The following is a 14241-nucleotide window of genomic DNA, read 5'->3' on the forward strand; positions in this document are numbered from 1 at the left end:
GCGATGGAAACCCGGATAGACCCCATGGCCAACGAGGTCGGGGCGAAGTGGGCCAGGTACATCATCTCGTCGAACAAGGCCATCACCGACTCGGCACTGCCCAAGGCGGTGCAGGAACTGGTGAAGATCCGCGCCAGCCAGATCAACGGCTGCGGCGGCTGCCTCGACATGCACACCAAGGACGCCGCCGCGGCGGGCGAGAGCGCGGTGCGGATCAACCTGGTCGGGGCGTGGCGGGAGACGACCGTCTACACCGAGGCGGAGCGGGCGGCGCTGGAACTCACCGACCAGGGCACCCGCCTCGCCGACTCCAGCGGCGTCACCGATGAGGCGTGGGAGAACGCGGCGAAGCACTTCGACGAGGACCAGCTCATGGCCCTGGTGGCCCTGATCTGCACGATCAACGCCTTCAACCGGCTGAACGTGATCACCCGGACGCCCGGCGGCGAGTACCGGCCCGGACAGCTCGGCTGACACGGACCCTCCCTCAGGCGGACCCGGGACGCCCTCCGGGTCCGCCCCAGGCCGCCACCCGGACAACGACCAAGGACCACACCCATGAACACCGCACTGTGGATCATCACCGGCCTGCTGACCGCCGTCTACCTGTTCTCCGGTTTCGGGAAGCTGTTCGTCCCACGGGAGAAGATGGCCGCGATGGCCGACGCCGCGCGCTGGGTCCTCGACTTCAGGCCCGGCACCCTCAAGGCCATCGGAGCACTTGAGATCCTCGGTGCCGCGGGCCTGACCCTGCCCGCCCTGCTCGGCATCGCGCCGGTACTGGTGCCGCTGGCGGCCAGTGGTCTGGCACTGATCATGGTCGGCGCCGTGATCGTGCGGGTCCGCCGCGGAGAGACCAAGGCCGCACTGGGGGACGGGGTCTACCTCGCCCTGGCCGCCTTCGTGGCCGTCGGCCGCTCCGTACTGGAACCCTTCACCGGCTGACCGGCCCCCACGGGGCGCCGACGCGGCCCGGCGCCGCCGACGAGCCCGAGTAGGCGGGGAGAAGGGCGTCCGGCGGGGAGGCCGACCGCCGGTCGCCGCTCAGAACCCTTCCAGGTAGACGGCCAGGGGGACCGGGCGGCCCCGGGGGTGGTAGCGGGCGTGGAAGGCGTACTCACCCGTCGGGGTCGGCACGACCACCGCGCGGACCCCGGCGGAGGCGGTCACGACCGCGTCGAGGGCGCCGACGTCCGGATACGAGACGAACGCGCAGGGCGTGACCCGCGCCCCCCGCCGGACCCACACCACCTCGCCGCCCTCCCGGACCGCCTCGGCCCCGTGCAGGGCCTCCACCGTCCAGGCGGCGGAGCCGCCGTGGCGCAGGTACTCCCGCGCCATGCGGGCGACCACCTCGCCCACCCGGGTGCCGTCCGGCACCTCCCACTCCTGCGCGCGGGGATCGACGTCGTCCCCCATCGAGACCGGGTCCCGGTCCACGATCACCCTCACGGCCGCCTCCCGCGGACAGGCCGCGGGGCCGGGTGCGTGCGCCCGGCCCCGCAACGGTGTTCGGTCAGTCCCGGTCCAGGACGTCGCCGACCTCCTCGCAGTCAGTCGAAGACCTCCACCGGGCACCGGGCCGCACCGCTGCGGGCTATGCGGGCGTCACTGGTGACCAGTGACGCCCCCAGGGCTTCGGCCAGTGCCACGTAGGTGGCGTCGTAGGCGGACAGGTTCGCCCTGAGCACCTTGATACGGGGCCACAGGGGAAGCACGTCGTAGCGGTCGATCGGGAGGCGGTCGTAGGCGGTCATCGCCGTGTCCGCCTGGTCGGAGGTGATCTTTCCGCCGCGAGCCATGCCGAGCAGTGCCGACATGACCTCGGTGTCAAGGAGGTAGGGGGCGCACAAGACGTCGGCTCCGGCCACTCGCGCTGCAACGGCCGAGCCGACCGGGCCGGCCGCTGTCAGCATCTCGACGAGCGCCGAGTTGTCGATGACGATCAACGCCCGGCTCGCCCTTCATCGATGGAGTCCAAGACGTCGGAGACGGTGACGTCGGCCTGGGCGGTGCGACGGGCCGCTTCCACGGCGTCGGCCAGGGTGGGCTTGGAGACCTCGCGCGTGAGTACGGTGCGGGCATAAGCCTGGAGGGATTGCCCGGCTTTGGCGGCTCGGATCTTCATCTCTCTGACAACGTCTTCCGGCATGTCCCGAATGGTGAGTGCGGTCATGAAAGCATTCTGCCATCTGTGAAGGCATTATGCATTCATTCTTGTGTACGAGGTCGGCGGACGGACAGGGGCGACCGGACCGCCGCGGAGTGGCGGCGGGTGTGGGCGCGTATGCGTCACCAGCGGTCGGCGACCGCCTCTCCGGGGCCTTCCGGACAGGCCGCGGGGCCGGGTGCGTGCGCCCGGCCCCGCAACGGTGTTCGGTCAGTCCCGGTCCAGCGCCGTGCCGATCTCGCCCACGCGGTCGGCCAGCAGCCCGATCGCGCCGATGGCGCGGGTCATCGGGTCGTCCTCCGCCCCGCCCAGGGCACGGCTGCGGCGGAACGCCGCCTTGACCTGCGCCCAGCGGGCCTCCTGCTCCGGGGTCATCGTCCCGCGCAGCTCGGCCAGCTTGAGCAGGTTGGCCTCCGCACCCGAGGTCAGGGTCTGCGCCTCGCCCAGGTAGTGGTCGTCGATGACGGCCTCCACCTCGGCGTCGTTCATGACCGGCACGAGCTTCTCCGCGAGCCGGTTCATGTTCCGGTAGGAGCCCTGGAGGCGGAACGGCGGCTCGGTGCGGGCGTCCTCGGACTGCGCGGCCGAGGCGATGTACGCCTGGTTGTTGGCCAGCACGACCTCCTGCACCCGCAGCATCTTGCGCAGCACCGACACGATCCGCTCGACCTCGATCGCCGAGTACGGGTGGCTCATCTGGTCGAGGGTCACCGAGTCGTCCCCCCGCGCCAGGCGCACGAACCGGTGGATGTCCTCCCGGTCCCGCGTGGACAGCGGCGCCAGGGTCGGGTTTGAGGTGAGCGCGTTCTCGATGTAGCTCAGCGAGAACAGCTCCTCCTTCCCCGACAGCACGTCGCCCAGGTTGTACACGTCGGCTCGGTTGGCCAGCATGTCCGGGATGCGGAACCGCTTGCCCTGCTCGGTGTACGGGTTGCCGGCCATGCAGACCGCGAACCGCTTCCCGCGCAGGTCGTAGGTGCGGGTCCGCCCGTTCCAGACGCCCTCCATCTTGCGCTGGCCGTCGCAGAGCGAGATGAACTTCTGGAGCAGCTCCGGGTCGGTGTGCTGGATGTCGTCCAGGTACAGCATCGTGTTGGTGCCCATCTCCAGGGCGAAGGAGATCTTCTCGACCTCCTGCCGGGAGGTGGCGTCGGGCGCCTCCGCCGGGTCCAGGGAGGTCACCCCGTGCCCCAGGGCGGGCCCGTTGACCTTGACGAACACCAGGCCCAGCCGGCTCGCCACGTACTCCATGAGGGTGGTCTTGCCGTAGCCCGGAGGGGAGATGAGCAGCAGCAGCCCGCTCTGGTCGGTGCGCTTGTCGTCGCCCGCCGCGCCCAGCTGCTTGGCGAGGTTGTCGCCGATGAGCGGCAGGTACGCCTCGTCCAGAAGCCGGTTCCGGACGAATCCGCTCATCACCTTCGGCTTGTACTCGTCCAGCCGCAGCCGCTCGCGCTCGGCGGCCACCAGGGCGTTGCGCCGCCGCTGGAAGTCCCGGTAGGCGGGCACCTCCTCCAGGCGGAACGCGCGGGTGCGCGGCAGGAACTCGTCGAGCCGCACCTCCAGGGACCGGTCCCGGATCCGGGGGTGCGAGCCCAGCATCCCGGTGACGGTCTCGTGCACGGCGGCGGAGGACTCGTACCGGTCCACCTTGGCGACGGCGATCGCGGCGGCCTCGGGCAGGTCGCCGGGGTCGACGTCGTCGCGGGTGGCCGCGTACGCCTCCAGCCACGCGCCGATGAGCTGGTGGCGGGCGGCCAGGTCGTCGCCGAGCTTGCGCAGGTCGTCCTCGAAGGACTTGCGGGTGGTCTCGCGGGTGCTGCCCAGCGCCCGGGAGAACCGGTCCAGCAGGGCGCGCGCCCCCGCCCCGGAAACGAACCCCTGCTCGGCGGGCCCGTCGGCCGCCAGCTCCTCGAACAGGTACTCGCCGACGAGGTCCAGGTCGGCGTCCTGGTAGAGCCCCGTGTCGGTGAGGAACGCGTCCGCGGCCCCGGCGAGCTCGGTGCGCAGCGCGTCGATGGCGGAGGACCTGCGGGCCCCGAACACCGTGCGGGCGCGGGCCAGCGACGCCGCCCGGGTGGCCCAGGCGGTCTGCCGCCGCTGGTCGGCGCCGAACGCCCAGAACAGCTGGGCGGCCGCGCGTGTACGGCCCGGGTAGCGCAGCAGTCCGGCGCCGGTGCGCAGCCGCAGCAGCGCCGAGAGGATCTTCGCGGCGTCGTGGTCGTGCACGCCCCGCTCGTACCCCTCGTCGTAGCGGGTCTCGGCGGCCCTGCGCACCAGGGCGAGCAGTGAGCCGCCGTCCTCGGGGTTCAGTTCGGCCTCGTGCAGCCGGGCCAGGCCGTCCGCGCTCTCCTCGGCCTCGGCGAGCATCGACGCGGCCAGGTACTCGGCCCGGTACACGTCGGGGCTCTCCGACACCAGCAGGCGGTCCCACAGGTGCCGGGTCCTCGCGAACTCCGGGTCGGTCACCGGCTCCCGGAAATCGGTGCCGGTGATCGCCACCGCCATCTCCCCCTGGTACGGGGTGAGGGTCAGGTCGACGGGCTGGGAGTTGATCGCGAACCGGTGCCTGCCCAGGCGGATGGTCTCGCCGTCGTACAGGTCGGTGCGGTCCTGGAGCGACCGCCCCGCCTCCTGGCGGGCGGCGAGGATGCGGCCCTGGAGCTCCTCGGCGCGCACGGTGTCGCCGAGCTCGCGCATCTCCTCGGCGGTGCGGCGCAGCCGCGCCACCATGGCGTCCGACGCGAAGTAGGTGTTGACGTCCTCCAGGGTGGACAGCGACGCCACCCGTCGGTGCACGCCCTCCAGGACGCGCTCGGCGGAGGCCGCCAGCCGGTCGGCGCGGCGGGCCCGCTCGTCCACCAGTGCCTGCTTGCGGGTGGAGAACGCCTCGTACACGTCCTCGCGCTTGTCCGCCAGCTCCCCGAGGAAGTCCTCGAACTCGGCGAACCGCGACTCCAGGTTCTCCAGCTGGAGCATGATCCGCCCCAGCTGCTCGTCGCAGCGCTCGGGGTCGTCGGCGGCCGCCAGCGCCCCGGTGATGGCCTGCCCGAGCAGCGCGAACTCGGCCGCGAACTCGGCCCGGCCCTCCAGGGCCAGCAGTTCCCTGCGCCGGGCCTCCAGGGTGGCGCGGGCCCGGTTGATCCCGGCCAGGACCTCGCTGATCCGCTCCAGGATGCGGGTGCGCACCTGCGCGTCGCCGATCTCCAGCGACCCGATGACCTCGGTGACCGTCTGGAGGCCCTCGGTCTGCGCGGCGATCCGCTCGCCCACGGCGGCGGCGGCGCTGACCGCCTCGATGGTCTCGGCCTCCTCGACCAGCCGCCCCACCTCGGAGTGGTAGCCGTCGAAGGCGTCCTCCTGCTCCAGGAACGCCACGGTGCGGCGGCCCACGGAGCCGATCTCCTCCTCCAGGGAGCGGTCCAGCCCGGCGAGCCGGTCGGCGTCCACGTAGCGCATCTCGCCCAGCGTGGCGGCCTGCCCCTGGGCGCGGCGCAGCTCGGTGAGCCGGGTGATCCAGCCCTCCGCGGACCGCGGGGTCTCCCCGCGGGAGGTGCGGACGAGCGCGGTCGCCCTCTCCTCCGCCGCGGCCAGGGCCTCGGCGGCCTGCGCGGTGAGGGCCTGGACGGTCTCGAACTCCTCCAGCACCCGCTCGGCGGTGGCGCGCACCTCGGAGAGGGGGCCGGCCAGGTCGCCCAGATCCTCCTCGCCCAGCCAGTGGAACCGGTCGGCCACCCGGCGGCAGGCGCCGATGAGCGCCTCGAACACCTCGGTGGAGGGCCGCATGTCCTGCGCCATCCGCGCCACCGACAGGCAGTCCGACACGCCCCGCACCAGCTCGGCGTTGCCGACCCGCTCCAGCGGGCCGCTGCCGACCGGCTGGGCGGCGGCGTACTCGTCCGACACGTACGGGGTCTGCCACACCTGCATGGGGTGGACCCGGGTGGGCTCGCCCGAGGTCTCCCGGAACACCGTCATGGTGCCGTCGCCGAACAGGGAGTACCCGTGGCAGACGATCGGGTTGGCGACCTCCTTGCGGATGGTGTTGTACGACAGCAGCAGGCTGCGCCCGTCCGCCCGCGAGTGGAAGACGTACAGCACGTCCTCGCCGTTGGGCGAGCGGACCACCCGCTCGAACTCCAGGTCGGTGACGTCGGTGTCGAACGTCCGGGCGACCCCGGTGGCCAGGTAGTAGCCGCCGGGGAAGATCAGGCCCTGGTCGTCGGGCAGCCGCTGGCAGGACTGGCCGATCCCGTCCAGCCGCAGCACGTCCTTGGTGTGCCGGTTGAAGACCAGGTGCCGCCACGCGGTCTCGTTGTAGGGCCGCACCCGCAGCAGGACGAGCGGACCGACCTCGGCGTAGAACACCGAGGCGTCGGCCAGGCTCTGCAGCGCCTCGTCGACGGGCTCGCTGTAGATGCCCTCGCCGACCTCGGTGTTGTTCTCGATCTTGATGGTGAGGTCGCCGCCCACCGTCTCCACGAACAGCTCGTCGAGGATGGAGATGTGCGGGTGGCGGCCCAGGACGTGGTCCTCGCGGGTGGTCTCCACCCACGAGAAGTCGTGCGAGGGCGGGAACACGTGGTCGCGCTCGCCGCGCTCGTCGAGGTAGGCGGGCTCCCCGGTGGGCGACACCGCCCACCGCAGCACCCGCACGTCCTCCGTCTGCGGGCCGATCTGGAAGACGGCCAGCAGCCGCTCCTCGACCCTGCGCAGCTGGAGGAGGCGGGCGTCGCGGTAGTAGCGGTACAGCTGTCCGAAGTCCTGCCGGAACCGCGCGTCCTCCAGCAGCCCGGGGAACTCGCCCTCGGGCGTGTCGGCGAAGGTGAACCCGTCGCCGTCGCGCTCGTAGCGGTGCAGTGAGAACACGTCGGAGACGTGCGTCTCCCGCTGCATGCCGATGAAGACGTTGTACCCGAACAGGATGGTGGCGCCGGCACCGTCGGTGGACCCGCCCACGGCGACGATGTCCCGGGGCGTGCAGTTGTGCTCGGTGCGGATCCGCTCGGTGCCGAGCAGGGTCAGCTCGGTTCCGCCGAACACCTCCAGCCGGCGGGAGTTCAGTTCCTCGGTACGGCGGGCCAGTTCACCGGTCTGCTCGCGGAGCCGGGCGCGGAGCACCTCGTAGGTGCCCGCGTCCAGCGCCCGCTCGTCGACGGTGTCCGGCCCGGGGACTGCGGTCTCCTGGACCTCGGTCACGGAGGACTACCTCACTGCTTCACGGCGTTGACGGAGTTCATGACGGGGGCGAGCGCCGTCACCGGCAGCTGGTCCAGGCCCATGGAGCGGGCCGTGGACAGCAGGCCGTTGAGCTTGCCGCTGTCGCCCCGGTCGGCGTTGATGAGCTTGAGCAGCAGCGCGGAGACGGTGAGGTTCTTGACGTCCTCGGTGTCCAGCGACGCGACGACCTTCTTGATGTCGCCGACGAAGTCGCCCTCGCCGTTCAGCCAGCTGCCGCCCAGCGCCTGCATCGTCTCGGAGCTGCCGACGAAGCCGTCCACGGCCTTGCCCAGGCCGATGGAGTTGACCATGCGGTCGAAGAACATCCCGTCGCCGCCGACGATGTTGATGTCGGCGTTCTCCAGACCGGTGGCCAGCACGGTCGCCTGGGCCTCGGCGACCTGGCGGTGGACGTCGATCCCGGCCAGGCGGACCTCCTTCTCGGCCTCCAGGCGCAGGCGGTACTCCTCGTGCTCGCGGCTGACCTGGTCCAGGGCGGCCATGGCCCCGGCCTTGTCGGTGAGGCCCGCGGCCTCGGCGCGCAGCTTGGCCTCGATGCCCTCGGCCTCGGCGAGCATCTTCGCCTGGACGGCCCTGGCGTCGGCCTCGGCCTTGAGGCGGGAGACCTCGGCCTCGGCGGTGCCGACCTTCTCGATGGCCGCGGCGTCCTGCTCGCGGACCTGGACCTCGGCCAGGCCCTGGGCGGCGGCCTCGGCCTGGATGCCCTCGGCGAGGCGGATCTTGGCGCGGGTGTCGAGCTCGGCGGCCTGCTGGCGGGCCTCGGCGAGGGTCAGCTCCTCGGCTGCCCGGTGCTTGGCCGCGGCCTCCGCGGCCTCGGCGGCCTTGATGTCCTTGACCAGGCGCTCCTGGGCCTCGGCCTCGGCGTGGATGATGATGGCCTGGCGCTCGCGCTCGGCCTCCTCGACCGCGCGCAGGCGCTTGATGGCCTCCTCCTGCTCGGCGACGGTGCGGTCGACGGCGACCCGCTCCCGGACGACGTCGGCGACCTCGCGCTTCTCGGCCTCGACCTCCTTGTCCTTGGAGATGCGGCTCAGCTCGGTCTCCCGCTCGCGGCCGATGACCTCCAGCATCCGGTCCTTCTCGATGCGCTCGGTCTCGATGGCGATGACGCGCTCGCGGTTCTTCTCCGCGACCGCGATCTCCCGCTGCTGGTTCTGGTGCTGGACGCCCAGCGCCTCGGAGGTGCGGATGTTGGCGGTCTCGGCCTTGAGCCGCTCCTCGGCCTGGACGCGCGCGGTCTCGGCCTCCTCGCGGGCCCTGATGATCTCGATCTCGCGCTTGGCCTTGGCCGCCGCCTCCTCGCGCCGCTTCTCCAGCTCGGCGAGGGTCTCGGCGGTCTCGGTGTTCTGGCGGTCGATCTCCTTCTTGCGGTCGTTCTCGAAGGCGTTGGTGCGCTTGTGCTCGGTGGCGGTGCGCTCGGTGATCTTCGAGATGCCCTGGGCGTCGAGGATGTTGTTGGAGTCGTGCTGGTGCAGCGGGGTCTGCTCCAGGTAGTCGATCGCCACGTCCTCCAGCACGTAGCCGTTGAGGTCCTGGCCGATGACCTCGACGATCTGCTGGCGGAACTCCTCGCGCTGGGTGAACAGCTCCTCGAAGTCGAAGCGCTTGCCGACGGTCTTGAGGGCCTCGGCGAACTTCGCGTTGAACAGCTCCTGGAGCGTCTCGGGGTTGCTGGCGCGCTCGGTGCCGATGGCCTTGGCGACCCGCTTGACGTCCTCCTCCGTCTCGTTGACCCGGATGAAGAACTTCACGCTGATGTCCGCGCGGATGTTGTCCTTGCACGTGAGGCCGTCGCGGCCGCGGCGGTCCAGGTCCAGGGTCTTGACCGAGATGTCCATGTACTCGGCCTTGTGGAGGATCGGCAGGATCACGGCACCGGTGAAGGTGACGTGGACGTCGCGCGTCTTGGAGATGATCAGCGCCTCGCCCTGCTTGACCTTCTTGAACATCTTCAGGATGGAGACGATCAGGAGGATGAGGACGAGGAGGGCGACGGCCAGGGAGATGCCGATGGTGAGGAACGCCGCGTCGGCGGCCTCTCCGGTGGATGGGGCGCTCAGCAACACGTATGGGGGCCTTTCTGCGAATGACCGTGCGGGGTCGAGCGGCCGGTTCGGGGGCGGGTCGGGGGAGGGTGGTCCCGCGGTCACTCCCGGGGGAGGGGCTCGTGGAGTGGGACGCGGGGGGCCGTGGAACGGTTCCCGGTACCCGGGTGGACACGGCCCGTGACCTGCCGTCGACGGTCCGCGAGGAGGTCGCGGTTCCGTGCCGGTGCCGGTGCCGGGCCCGGATCTGAGGTGCCTCCGGCGGCGTCACCGGAGGAGCGGACGGCCGTCACCGGCGGTCGGGGCCGGTCCCCACCGGGGCGGCGGGCGGTGCGGTGGCGGGGGCGGTGCGGCGGCCGAGGGGCCGGGTGCCGCGGGGGTGCGCCGGGGAGCCTCCGGGGCCGCCCCGGGCCGGTCAGTTCTGGCCGGGGTCCAGGGCCGGGTCGAAGCGGGTGACCAGGAAGACGTTCCGGTCGTCGCTGTGGTCGAAGATCAGGGCGGTGCTGCCCGGCGGCAGGACCTCGCCGCCGATGGTGCGCACCGGGATGGTGATGGAGGCCCCGCCCGCGGTGGTGAGCTCCGCGTGGCCGAAGCCCTCGTCGGCCGCGCCGATCCGGATCACGCAGGTGCGGCCGACCAGTTCGCTCCTGGACGACCCCCTGCGCCGGGGCAGGAACCGCTGCACGGCCATGACCGTGCCGCTGGTGAACGCCCACGCCGCGATCACGGCGATGACCAGGACGACGGCGCCGAGCGCCCAGGCCAGGGCGCTGCCAGAGGTGGTGAGGACACCGGCCATGATCCCGCCCATCATGCTCACGAACCAGGCGGAGAGCACCAGCATGGTGATCTCCACGGTCACCGGGGCCCTGCCCAGCCCCACCCGCCCGAGTACGGCGCTCGCGCCCACCGGGTCGCCGTCGGAGTCCACGGAGTCGAGCATCTCGGTGTCGGCCAGGCCGACCGCGACCACGATCCAGTAGACGACGACCACGAGGAGCATGGGCGTGAGCAGTACGGTCGGGAAGCCGAAGGCCGTGCTGAGAAACAGCCCCACGCGGGTCACGCTCCTTCGCGTCCGTCCCGGGCCCCGGCGGCTTCGGGGGAGAAGCACCGTCTGTCCGGGGACCGTGCCCGGAACTCTACCGAACGTCCCAGTTCAGGGCGGGCGAGGGGGGCGGTGGTTGGCCGGAACCGGCCAGGGCCGGTCCGCATTTCCGCCGTGCGCGGGGGAGCGGGGGTTTAGGGGCGATTATTTCCGACCGGTGAATTCTTCGAGGTCCGCGGGTGTCGTTTTCCCCGAGCTCCCGTCCCCGCTTCCCGGGAGACCGTGGGCGACGGGCGCATATCACGTTGCGCGACGGCGCGATATTGAGAAGTATTCACGCGCTCGTGGGAGGAGAGGGGCTGTGGCGCTTCCCGGACGGCTGATTTAGTATCTGCTACCCCACAGAGGGACAACGGGAGGGCCAGGTCGATCACGTGAACCCCGGAGTCTTCTTCCGCCTTCTCGGGCCGCTCCAGGTCGAGACCGCTTCCGGGCACGTTCGGATCCCCCCGGGCCGCCAGCAGGTCATCCTCTGCGCACTCCTGCTGGAGGCGGGGCGGACCGTTTCCACGGACCACCTCGTCGACGTGACCTGGGACTGCGATCCCCCCGACACGGCCCGCACCCAGGTGCAGATCTGCGTTTCGCGGCTGCGCAAGAGCCTGGCCCCCACCGGTGTCCCCCTGCTCACCTCCCCGCCGGGCTACCTGCTGCGGGTGGAGCCGGAGCACGTCGACGTCCACCTCGGCGCCATCCTCGCCGAGCGGGCCGAGGAGGCCGCCGCCCGGGGCCGCCACGAGGAGGCGGTCGACCTGCTGCGCCGGGCCGCGGGCCTGTGGCGGGGGCCGTCGCTGGGGGGCCTGTCCGGCCGCCTGCTGGCCTCCCGGGCCGCCGGCCTGGAGGAGGAGCGCACCTCCCTCGTCGAGACGTATCTGGACCTGGAGCTGGAACTGGGCCGCCACGACCTGGTCGCCGGGGAGATCGACGACCTCGTCCGGCGCCACCCCCTGCGGGAGCGCCTGCGCGGTCAGCTCATGCTCGCCCTCCACCGCTCCGGCCGCCGGGCCGAGGCCCTGCGGGTCTACCGGCAGGGCCGGGAGCTGAGCATGGGGGAGCTGGGCCGCGAGCCCGGCCGGGAGCTGCGCGACCTGGAGGCCGCCGTCCTGGCCGGGACGGTGCCGTCCGCGCGCGCCCCCGAGCCCTCCTCGCCGGCCGTCCCCGCCGCCCCGCGGCCCGGCCCCGGCGCACCCTGCCCCCGCCAGCTCCCCGCCGACACCGCGGACTTCGCCGGCCGCGGGGAGGAGGCCGCCTCCCTGGAGGCCGCTCTCGCCCGACCGGTCCGCCGCGGTGACCCGGCCGCGGTCTGCGCCGTCGTCGGGCTCCCCGGCGTCGGCAAGAGCTCCCTGGCCGTCCACGTCGCCCACCGGCTGGCCCGGTCCCGCTTCCCCGACGGGCAGCTCTACTGCGACCTGCGCGGCGGGAGCGGGGCACCGCTGGACCCCTCCGAGGTGCTCGCCCGCTTCCTGCGCGCCCTCGGCGTCCCCGACGGGAGACTGCCCGGACCGCGCGCCGAACGCGCCCGGATGTACCGCGACCTGCTCGCGCGCCGGCGGGTCCTGGTGCTCCTGGACGACGCCACCGACGAGCGGCAGGTCGCCGACCTGCTGCCCCCCGGGCCCGGCTGCGCAGCGATCGTCACGGGCCGCTCCGGCCTGGCCGGGATCCCCGGGGCCGGCCTGGTCGAACTCGACGTGCTCCCCCGGGACCAGGCCCTGGAACTGCTGCGCCGGGTGGTCGGACCCGAGCGCGTGGACGCCGACCCCGCGGCCGCCGGCGCGCTGCTGCGCACCACGGGACGGCTGCCCCTGGCGCTGCGGATCCTCGCGGCCCGGCTGGTCGCGCGGCCGCACTGGTCCCTGGCGTCCATGGTCGCCCGGCTCGACGACGAAAGGCACCGCCTCGACCAGCTCTCCCACGGCGGGCTCACCGTGCGCGACGGGCTGGCGCCGGGCTACGACCGCCTGGCACCGGACGCCCGCCGGGCCCTGCGGCTGTTCGCGCTGACCGACGGCTCCGGCCAGCCCGGGTGGACCGCCGGGGCGCTGCTGGGCGACCGCGGCCCCCGGCCCGGCGAGCTCCTGGCCGCCCTCGTCGACGCCCGGATGCTCGACACCGACGGCACCGACGCCGCGGGCGGCGCCCGCTACCGCTTGCACGACGTCGTCCGCCTGTTCGCCCGCGAGCGCCTGGCGGACGAGGAGCCCGAGCGGGAGCGCCGGGAGGCGGCCGCCCGGCTGGTCGGCGGTTGGCTCGCCCTGACGGAGGAGGCGGACCGGCGCGTCCGGGGCGGCTCCGGGCCCGTCTCCGCCCGCTGCGGCGGCGCCCTCCGCTGGGACCCGCCCCGGCCCCTGAGCGAGGCCGCCCTGCGCGATCCGGCGGCCTGGCTGGAGACGGAGCACGCCCTGCTGGGCGCGGCCGTGGGGCTGGCCGCGGACCACGGCCTCGGCGAGCTGTGCTGGAACCTGGCCCTGGCCCTGGCCCCCCTGTTCCACCGGAGCGGGCGCCTGGAGGAGTGGGGGCGGGTCAACGAACGCGCCGCGGCCGCGGCGCGTGCAGCCGGGGACCGCCGCGGCACGGCCGTGATCGCCTATTCCGACGGTTCCCTGCACCTGGCCCGGCGGCGGTTCGGCGACGCCCGCACGGCCCTGGGCGGGGCGGTGGCGGTGTTCGACGAGCTGGGAGACGTGTCCGGCCGCGCGTGGTGCACCTGGCAGCTGGCCCGGCTGGAGCGGGCCGCCGGGCGCCGCGAGCGGGCCCTGGAGCTGTGCGTGCGGGCCCTGCGCGACTTCGAGGCGGTCGGCGAACCGGCCGGGGTCGGCCGCGTCCTCACGCTCAGCGGGCACCTGCGCACGGTCACCGGTGCCTTCGCCGCGGGCGAGGCGGACCTGGCCAGGGTGCTCGCGCTGTACGAGCGGACCGGGGACCTGCGCGGCCGGGCCCCGGCACTGCGCCGGATGGGGTGGGCCGCGCAGGCGCGGGGCGACGACGCGCGGGCGCTGCGCCTGTTCACCGAGGCGCTGGAACTGGTGCGCGATCCGCTCGACCCCGCCGGCGAGGAGGGCCTGCTGCGCGACCTGGCCCGGGTGAACGACCGGCTGGGCCGCCCGGGCGGGAGGGCCGCGCCGCGGCGCCCGCGCATCGGCCCGGTGTCCGGACCCTAGGAGGAGGGGCGCCGGTGCGGGGGAGGATCCCCCGGAGCCACCTGGCCGGTCACCGCGGGGTGCGCCGCCAGGAGGCGATCAGGCCGTGCTCGGACAGGGTGAACGCGTCCGAGTACGCCAGCGTGAGCATGCGGGACGTCTCGGTGAAGGACCCCTCGGCGACCACGCCCTCTCCGCTGACGCGCAGCAGGTCCACCCGGTGCAGGCCGTGTCCGGCCAGGTGCTCGCGCAGGGCCGACTCGACCCGGGACCGGCCCCGGACGCCCGGGAGGCCGGGCAGGCGCAGGAGGGCGCACTCGTCCAGGAGGGAGGCGCAGCCGTCGAGGTCGGCCCGGTCGACGTAGTCGTAGAGCAGGAGCACGTGCTCGGCGCCGGCCCGCGCCACCCGCTCGCTGCGTCCGGGGGTGTTGTTCTCCGGCCCGCGGGTCATCCGACACCTCCTCCTCCGGGCGGGGGCGGCACGCCGCGGGCGGCCGGGCGGTGCGCACGGGGTCCCCCGGGTGCCCGTGGTACGGGGTT

The 14241-nt window shown here is 73.3% G+C and carries 10 protein-coding genes; 3 read left to right on the forward strand and 7 right to left on the reverse strand.

Annotation, left to right across the window (positions count from 1 at the left end; all coding sequences use genetic code 11):
• Nucleotides 1-3: 3 nt before the first annotated feature.
• Together ACSUPR_RS17475 and ACSUPR_RS17480 are read left to right on the forward strand one after the other, a co-directional pair.
• Entirely contained in the window at nucleotides 4-474 is a 471-nt protein-coding gene (locus ACSUPR_RS17475; protein WP_436885673.1) for a carboxymuconolactone decarboxylase family protein, read from the forward strand.
• An 84-nt stretch (nucleotides 475-558) separates the two neighbouring features.
• The gene (locus ACSUPR_RS17480; protein ID WP_436885674.1) at nucleotides 559-945 is read left to right on the forward strand and encodes a DoxX family protein; all 387 of its coding nucleotides are present in this window, start codon (nucleotides 559-561) and stop codon (nucleotides 943-945) included.
• Between the two features lie 99 nt (nucleotides 946-1044).
• On the opposite strand, the gene ACSUPR_RS17485 is transcribed toward ACSUPR_RS17480, so the two are convergent.
• The 6 genes from ACSUPR_RS17485 to ACSUPR_RS17510 form a co-directional block, all read right to left on the reverse strand.
• Nucleotides 1045-1452 carry a hypothetical protein gene (locus tag ACSUPR_RS17485; RefSeq protein ID WP_436885675.1) on the reverse strand — a complete coding sequence of 136 codons (408 nt, stop codon included), beginning with the start codon at nucleotides 1450-1452 and terminating at the stop codon, nucleotides 1045-1047.
• 101 nt (nucleotides 1453-1553) lie between these two features.
• Nucleotides 1554-1949 carry a type II toxin-antitoxin system VapC family toxin gene (locus ACSUPR_RS17490; RefSeq protein ID WP_436885676.1) on the reverse strand — a complete coding sequence of 132 codons (396 nt, stop codon included), beginning with the start codon at nucleotides 1947-1949 and terminating at the stop codon, nucleotides 1554-1556.
• The gene (locus tag ACSUPR_RS17495) at nucleotides 1946-2176 is read right to left on the reverse strand and encodes a FitA-like ribbon-helix-helix domain-containing protein (RefSeq protein WP_436885677.1); all 231 of its coding nucleotides are present in this window, start codon (nucleotides 2174-2176) and stop codon (nucleotides 1946-1948) included. The genes ACSUPR_RS17490 and ACSUPR_RS17495 overlap by 4 nt, the downstream gene beginning before the upstream one ends.
• Before the next feature lie 204 nt (nucleotides 2177-2380).
• The gene (locus ACSUPR_RS17500) at nucleotides 2381-7366 is read right to left on the reverse strand and encodes a DNA repair ATPase (RefSeq protein ID WP_436885678.1); all 4986 of its coding nucleotides are present in this window, start codon (nucleotides 7364-7366) and stop codon (nucleotides 2381-2383) included.
• 11 nt (nucleotides 7367-7377) lie between these two features.
• Nucleotides 7378-9474, reverse strand: coding sequence for an SPFH domain-containing protein (locus ACSUPR_RS17505; RefSeq protein ID WP_436885679.1), 2097 nt, complete (start codon nucleotides 9472-9474; stop codon nucleotides 7378-7380).
• 394 nt (nucleotides 9475-9868) lie between these two features.
• On the reverse strand, nucleotides 9869-10510 hold the full coding sequence (locus ACSUPR_RS17510; RefSeq protein WP_436885680.1) for a DUF1449 domain-containing protein: 642 nt from the start codon (nucleotides 10508-10510) through the stop codon (nucleotides 9869-9871).
• Nucleotides 10511-10935: 425 nt separating this feature from the next.
• Between ACSUPR_RS17510 and ACSUPR_RS17515 the strand changes: the two genes are divergently transcribed.
• Nucleotides 10936-13722, forward strand: a complete 2787-nt coding sequence (locus ACSUPR_RS17515) for an AfsR/SARP family transcriptional regulator (RefSeq protein WP_436885681.1) — start codon at nucleotides 10936-10938, stop codon at nucleotides 13720-13722.
• A 49-nt stretch (nucleotides 13723-13771) separates the two neighbouring features.
• Here the strand turns inward: ACSUPR_RS17515 and ACSUPR_RS17520 are convergent, their stop codons facing one another.
• On the reverse strand, nucleotides 13772-14152 hold the full coding sequence (locus ACSUPR_RS17520) for a nuclear transport factor 2 family protein (RefSeq protein ID WP_436885682.1): 381 nt from the start codon (nucleotides 14150-14152) through the stop codon (nucleotides 13772-13774).
• Nucleotides 14153-14241: the final 89 nt, after the last annotated feature.

Source organism: Nocardiopsis dassonvillei (assembly GCF_964273065.1).
Classification (GTDB): domain Bacteria; phylum Actinomycetota; class Actinomycetes; order Streptosporangiales; family Streptosporangiaceae; genus Nocardiopsis; species Nocardiopsis dassonvillei_B.